The 515-nt window shown below is 47.8% G+C and carries 1 protein-coding gene; it reads right to left on the bottom strand.

Translation table 11 applies throughout. The features are described from left to right. Positions 1-225, bottom strand: a 225-nt coding sequence (gene ybjM / locus K5E19_RS23990) for an inner membrane protein YbjM (RefSeq protein ID WP_260411947.1), incomplete at its 3' end; no start/stop codon positions are given. Positions 226-515: the final 290 nt, after the last annotated feature.

Below are 515 nucleotides of genomic sequence, written 5' to 3'. Positions count from 1 at the left end.
ACATAACGGTGCCGCGAGCATCGCGCCAATCAGCGGTTTGACCACTTCTCCCCCGCGCGAGAGAAAACTCGCCACCACGCCTGGCAAAATGAAAAAGAGTAAACCCAGTTCAGGATGGCCTGATGCCCTGAATGCCCCCTTCACATGGAAGGCTAATGAAAGGCAAACCGCGATAAACAGTAGAAAACAGCAGACGACACCTGTCCAGTTCCGCTTGATGTTCAAAAATCCTCCTGACTCCATCACTATCGAATACACATTCGTCCAGAGGACGCCCAGTCAGATAATGCAATGTGGCATTCCTTGCCAAAGCTCATAGATTGTTACGCGATCTTTTCTGGCCCTGGATATCTAATACGATTAGACTATCGGCCAGTTATTGTTCTGTGGGATATATTCTGTATGGGCGAAAGGGAGAATCCCTTCACTCACATGGGATAAAACAGTAGCCTAAATCCCCCATCCTTTCAACAGCTTAACGGTAAACAAGAAGTTAGCCTCCGTGAATATAAACG

This window comes from Enterobacter sp. RIT637 (assembly GCF_019718755.1).
Taxonomy (GTDB): Bacteria; Pseudomonadota; Gammaproteobacteria; order Enterobacterales; family Enterobacteriaceae; genus Enterobacter.
The sequence above is the reverse complement of the archived record's forward strand: the minus strand, read 5'-3'. Positions and strand labels throughout refer to the sequence as shown.